The organism is Delftia sp. JD2, from assembly GCF_001682645.1.
GTDB classification, from domain to species: domain Bacteria; phylum Pseudomonadota; class Gammaproteobacteria; order Burkholderiales; family Burkholderiaceae_C; genus Comamonas; species Comamonas acidovorans.
Genome location: NZ_LFJT01000119.1, coordinates 1 through 5,558, shown reverse-complemented (window position 1 = coordinate 5,558; position 5,558 = coordinate 1). Strand labels below are relative to the sequence as shown.

Genomic DNA, 5,558 nt, shown 5'->3' with positions numbered 1-5,558 from the left:
CTCGCGCATCACCTGCTGCGCGAACTCTGCGGCCGAACCCTCGAACGGCTGGTTGCTGGCCGCCTCCAGCCGGCTGCGGATGGCCGGCGCGCGCAGCGCCTGGGCCACCGCAGCATTGATGCGCTGGGCCAGCGCTGGTGCCATCTGCGGCGGCGCGAACAGGCCGAACAGCGAATCCAGATTGGCCTGCGCATGGCCCAGCTGCGCCAGCGTGGGCACATCGGGCAGGGCCGCCAGCCGCTGCGGCGCGCCCACGGCCAGGGCCTTGAGGCGGCCCGCGCGCAGCGCCTGCAGCTGCAGCGGCGCCACATTGGTGGACAGCAGCTCGAAATGCCCGGCCAGCGCATCGTTGAGCTGCTGGCCCCCGCCCTTGTAGGGCACATGCACGATGGGAATGCGCGTGGCCTGCTCTATGCGCTGCAGCACGGCGTGGCCCGTCGTGCCCTCGCCCGTGGTGGCCCAGCGTATGCCGCCGGGCATGCCGCGCGCCTCGGTCAGCATGCCCTCGAAATCTGCGGCCTTCAGCGCCGGCGTGCCCACCAGCAGCATGGGCGTGCGCATCACGCCGGCCACGGGCGTCACGGAGGCAGCGGCCAGGCCCACGGCGGTGGCGGCGGCAAAGACCAGGGTGCGGCCGTCGGGCGCGCTGCGCGCCAGCAGCTCCAGCGCCACGGTGCCGCTGGCGCCGGGGCGGTTGTCCACGATCACGGCCGTGCCCCATTGCTGCGCCAGTTGCTCGGCCAGGGCGCGGGCCACCATGTCGCTGACACCGCCTGCGGGGTAGGCCACCACGATCCGCACGCTGGCGCCCGGCCAGGCAGGCCGGGCCGGCAATGCCTGGGCGGGCCAGGCCAGCGCGCAGGCAGCCGCCGCCAGCAGGGCGCGCCGGCCGGTATCGGTGCCTTGGGGTGCCCGCATGCCTCAGCTGCCCGGCGCCTGGTGGCGCTGCGCCAGCTCGCGCGCCAGGGCGATGAAGGTGGCCGCGGGTCCTGCGCCGCCGGTTTCCGTGCCGGCCTCGCGGTGCACCAGGGTGAGCGGGGCGCTCAGCCGCACGGCGGGCTCGAAGGCGCGGTAGACCACGGCCTCGGGATGGGCGCCGCGCACCGAGGCCGGCACGATGGACAGGCCCACGCCCGCCGCCACCAGGTTCACATTGGTCATCATGCGTTCCACCTCGGCGGCCACCTCCACCTGTACCTTGTGCCGGGCGCACAGCGCCAGCAGGTTCGCGTACAGCCCCGGGGCGCCCGTGCGCCGCACAAGGATCAGGCGCTCGCCATCGAGCTGCCTGAGCGCCACGGGCCGCGATGCATCGCGCGCCAGCCGGTGGTCCACGGGAATGGCCAGCAGCGCGGGCTCCTGCAGCAGCGTCTCGAACACCAGGCCTTCGGGCCGGGCCACCGGCACGCGCAGAAAGCCGCAGTGCATGCGCCCGGCCTGCACGGCCTCGGTGATCTCGGCGGCATTGTTCTCGCTCACATCCAGCGCAATGTCGGGATGGCGGCCACGGCACAGGCGCAGCACCTCGGGCGTGAAGGCATGGGCCGCCGCCGAGCTGGTGAAGCCCACATGGATGCGCCCGCGCTCGCCGCGCGCAAAGGCCTGCATGCGGTCGCGCATGGCGGTGAAGTCGGCCAGCAGCCGCGTGGCCTCGCCCTGCAGCTCCAGGCCCGCGTCGGTCAGGTCCACGCCCTTGGGGTGGCGCCGGAACAGGGCAATGCCCAGCTCCTCCTCCAGCGCGCGGATCTGCTGCGACAGCGGCGGCTGCTGCATGCCCAGCAGCTCGGCCGCGCGCGTGATGTGGCCGGTATCGGCCACGGCCAGGAAGTAACGGAGATGGCGCAGTTCCATATATGTGAAAAGTATCCAGCCGATATCCTAAAAATCTTTGAAATATTGGACAAGCCTCTACAGAATCCCATCCAGTCACCGATGCGACCGCTTGCCGCGGCGCGGCAGGTGACTTCCAACAAGAAGCCAAGACAGGAGACAAGACATGCAAGCATCCGCGTATTTCCCCCTGCGTCCCGCCAGCGCCTCGCTGCTGGCCGCGCTCGCCCTGGCCGGCTGCGGCGGCGGCTCGGCCGTGCTGCACGGGCCGGTCACCTCCATCGAGACCGCGCCCAAGAGCACGGCCTGCCCTGCCGAGATTCCTGCGGGCGTCAGCTGCTGGGCCGGGCAGGACTCCAAGGGCGCCTACTACCTGATCGCCAAGCCCGCGCAGTGGAACGGCACCCTGGTGCTGCACGCCCACGGCGGCCCGGACCTGGCCGCGCCCACCGCCGACCGTGCGGCCGAAGACCTGGTGCGCTGGTCCATCATGGTGCGCGCAGGCTACGCCTGGGCCGGCTCCACCTACCGCCAGGGCGGCGTGGAAGTGCGCGCCGCCGCAGAGGACACCGAGCGCCTGCGTGGCATCTTCCGCCAGCATGTGGCCAAGCCGCAGCGCACCATCCTGCACGGCCAGTCCTGGGGTGCGGGCGTGGCGGCCAAGGGCGCGGAAATGTTCAACGAGCAGACCGTGGGCGAGCGCCCCTACGACGGCGTGCTGCTCACCAGCGGCGTGCTGGGCGGCGGCACCCATGCCTATGACTTCCGCACCGATCTGCGCGTGGTCTACCAATACCTGTGCGGCAACCACCCGCGCCCCAATGAGCCGCAGTACGCGCTCAACCTGGGCCTGCCCGCAGACGCCAAGATGCGCCAGGCCGACGTGGCCCTGCGCGTGAACGAATGCCTGGCGCTGGACAAGCCCGTCGCCCAGCGCACGGCCGCGCAGCAGGCGAAGATCGACACCATCACCAAGGTCATCAAGATCCCCGAAAGCGCCATCCAGTCGCACATGAACTGGGGAACCATGCACTTCCAGGACATCTCGGCCAAGCGCACGGGCGGCGCCAGCCCCTTCGGCAACGAGGGTGCTGTCTATGCCGGCTCGGCCGACGATGCCGCGCTCAATGCCGGCGTGCTGCGCTACCGCGCCGACCCTGCGGCCTACCGCAAGTTCGCCGATGACACCGACCCCGTGGGCAAGATTGGCGTGCCGGTCCTCTCGGCCAAGTGGATCAGCGACCCCACGGCCTTCGTGGAGCTGGATGCGCGGTTTCGTGCGGTGATGCAGCAGGGCGGCAGCGGGGACCGGCTGGTGCAGACCTTTACGCGGCAGGGGACGCACAGCTATATCAGCGATGCGACCTATCCCACCTTGATGACTGCGTTGATGCAGTGGGTGGAGGCGGGGGTGAAGCCGACTGCGGCGGGGATTGCTGCTGCTTGTGTGGGGAATGAGGCCAAGTTTGGGGTGGGGTGTAGTTTTGATGCGGCTTATGTGCCGGCTGCGTTGGGGGCTCGGGTGCCTGAGAGGGCGCGGCCTTCTTTGCAGTGAGCTGGTTTTTTCCCTGCAACGGGTTAGTTTTTGACCCTGCCGGGTGGTGGTTTTTCGAGGCCGGGTCTCGGCCCGGCAGCCGACCTCCTTTTCTTTGATTCGTCACCGGTACGCCGGCCGAAGAAAAGGAGGCAAAAGAAAGACGACCCGAATGTCCGCGACCCCTTCGCTTCGCTGCGGGGCAACCTGCGTCGTGGCGGTTGCGGGGTTCGCCGTGAAACTCACTTCGCGCTGCGCGCTACGTTCAAACATCACGGCGAGTCAGATCACGAAGCAAGCCTGTCCTTCGGCAGGCTTGCAACCCCACAACCGCCACGACACAGGCGCTGACATACGGGGAGCTTGCTCGGGCCTTCGCTGCGCTCGGCCCGGCTTCTTGATACGCAGCCGTTAAACTTGCGGCAGGCCGAAAGGCTTGGTGTGTCGTAACACCAATACAGAGGTGCGGCCCCCACCTTGAAGGGGGCTTTGTCATGTTCAGATTCCTGGGGCAGATGCGTCATCGCGCGTCCGTCTCCAACGGTTTTGGACGGGATGGGCTTACCCGCAAGGATGGCCGCACGTCTGTATACGTGTTACGAACATCCCGTCCACCCGTTGCCCGTCGTACGGTGGCGTGTGGTTCTCTTGATTCATACAGGAACCAAGACATGCACCCTCTCACCGCCGCACAGGCGACCTCTCCCCAACCACCTTTTCTTCCCACCTGGCGGCAGGCCATGCATGCCTCGCTGGGCCTGGTGCACAGCACGCTGCAGCAGTTGATCGAGCTGATGACCGACGATCCCGACAGGGACGACAGTGAAATCGATGTGGACTGCGTCGTGGAGCTGGCGCTGGAACACATCAAGCGCATGAGTGTCCAGCAGCACGCGGACCGCTATGCCTTCGAGGTGGAGTGGATCAAGGCAACGGCGGCGCTGCGGCTGGCGCAGGGCGCCTTCGGGCGGCCGGAATCACGCTTCGGCCTGCGGCTCAAGGATGCCATCCAGCAGCTGGAGATGCTGCCGGAGCTGGTGGAGTTCGTGGACCAGGACGACGGCGAGTGAACTGTGCGGCGCGCCCGTATCTCTGTGAGAAACTGGCCCGCCGAACACCCCCTTGCCTTCACCCATGGAACTGCGCCAGCTGCGCTACTTTGTCGATATCGCCAAGACCGAGCACCTGACGACATCGGCCAGGAACCTCTATGTCACGCAGTCCACGCTCTCGCATGGGCTGCGCCAACTGGAAGAGGAGCTGGGCATGGCGCTGTTCGAGCGCATTGGCCGGGGGCTGAAGCTGTCGCAGGCGGGCGTGGTGTTCCGCAACTATGCGGAGCGTGCGCTGCATGAGGTGGAGGCCGGGCGCATGGCGCTGGCCGACCTCAGCGAGCTGCAGACCGGTACGCTGACCATCGGTGTGATTCCCACCTTCCTCAACACCCTGGTCGCCCCGGCCGTGGCGGCTTTCATGCGCGCCTATCCCAAGGTCAATGTGGTGGTGATCGAGCTGCTGGCCCCGCCCGTGGAGCAGGGATTGCTGGACGGCAGCCTGGACCTGGGCGTGAGCTTTCACCCGCCCCAGCGCGCCGAGCTGGACGCGCTGCCGCTGTTCGACGAACGCATGATGCTGCTGGTCAACCCATCGCACCCGCTGGCCGGGCGCCGTACGCTGTCCGTCAAGTCGCTGGCCGGCGTGCCGCTTGCCCTGCTGCCGCGCACGTTCTACACGCGCAGCCTGATCGAGGACGGGCTGCGCACCGCAGGCGTCACGCCCTTGCTGCGCGCGGAAATGGGCTCGGTGGAATCGCTGATCGCGCTGTGCCGCTGGGGCGACATGGCCACCATCGTCCCCGAGCGCGCCGCCCAGCAGGCCACGGACATGGTGGCCATCCACCTGGTCGCCCCGCAACTCATCCGCACCGCCGGCCTGCTGTGGCGCCGAGGCGCCAGCTACAGTGCGGCCGCGCGCGAGTTCGCGGCGCAACTGGCCCCCGCCACCAGAACCAACATGCCCCGCTAAAAAACACCAGGCCGAGCGAAGCAAAGGCCCGAACCCACCCCCGTATGTCAGCGCCTGCGTCGTGGCGGTTGCGGGGTTGCAAGCCTGCCGAAGGACAGGCTTGCTTCGTGATCTGACTCGCCGTGATGTTTGAACGTAGCGCGCAGCGCGAAGTGAGTTTCACGGCGAA

At 68.4% G+C, this 5,558-nt stretch carries 5 protein-coding genes; 3 read left to right on the top strand and 2 right to left on the bottom strand.

The features are described from left to right. Both ACM14_RS29970 and ACM14_RS29965 read right to left on the bottom strand, forming a co-directional pair. The coding region (locus ACM14_RS29970; protein ID WP_065348152.1) for a tripartite tricarboxylate transporter substrate binding protein at positions 1–918 on the bottom strand (918 nt) is incomplete at its 3' end. Positions 919–921: 3 nt separating this feature from the next. Then, positions 922–1,851 (bottom strand): LysR family transcriptional regulator, encoded by a 930-nt coding sequence (locus tag ACM14_RS29965; protein ID WP_065348151.1) that lies wholly within the window; start codon positions 1,849–1,851, stop codon positions 922–924. Between the two features lie 145 nt (positions 1,852–1,996). On the opposite strand from ACM14_RS29965, the gene ACM14_RS29960 reads away from it, so the two are divergent. The 3 genes from ACM14_RS29960 (at position 1,997) to ACM14_RS29950 (ending at position 5,389) form a co-directional block, all read left to right on the top strand. Then, the gene (locus ACM14_RS29960; protein ID WP_065348150.1) at positions 1,997–3,385 is read left to right on the top strand and encodes a hypothetical protein; all 1,389 of its coding nucleotides are present in this window, start codon (positions 1,997–1,999) and stop codon (positions 3,383–3,385) included. A gap of 650 nt (positions 3,386–4,035) precedes the next feature. Continuing rightward, the gene (locus ACM14_RS29955) at positions 4,036–4,434 is read left to right on the top strand and encodes a hypothetical protein (RefSeq protein ID WP_065348149.1); all 399 of its coding nucleotides are present in this window, start codon (positions 4,036–4,038) and stop codon (positions 4,432–4,434) included. 64 nt (positions 4,435–4,498) lie between these two features. Further along, positions 4,499–5,389: a LysR substrate-binding domain-containing protein gene (locus ACM14_RS29950; protein WP_016450106.1), complete on the top strand. Its 891-nt coding sequence runs from the start codon at positions 4,499–4,501 to the stop codon at positions 5,387–5,389. Positions 5,390–5,558: the final 169 nt, after the last annotated feature.

Excerpts from the sequence above, each read along its gene's own strand:
- ACM14_RS29965 (WP_065348151.1), bottom strand. The coding sequence starts at position 1,851 with ATGGAACTGCGCCATCTCCGTTACTTCCTGGCCGTGGCCGATACCGGC.
- ACM14_RS29960 (WP_065348150.1), top strand. The coding sequence starts at position 1,997 with ATGCAAGCATCCGCGTATTTCCCCCTGCGTCCCGCCAGCGCCTCGCTG.
- ACM14_RS29955 (WP_065348149.1), top strand. The coding sequence starts at position 4,036 with ATGCACCCTCTCACCGCCGCACAGGCGACCTCTCCCCAACCACCTTTT.
- ACM14_RS29950 (WP_016450106.1), top strand. The coding sequence starts at position 4,499 with ATGGAACTGCGCCAGCTGCGCTACTTTGTCGATATCGCCAAGACCGAG.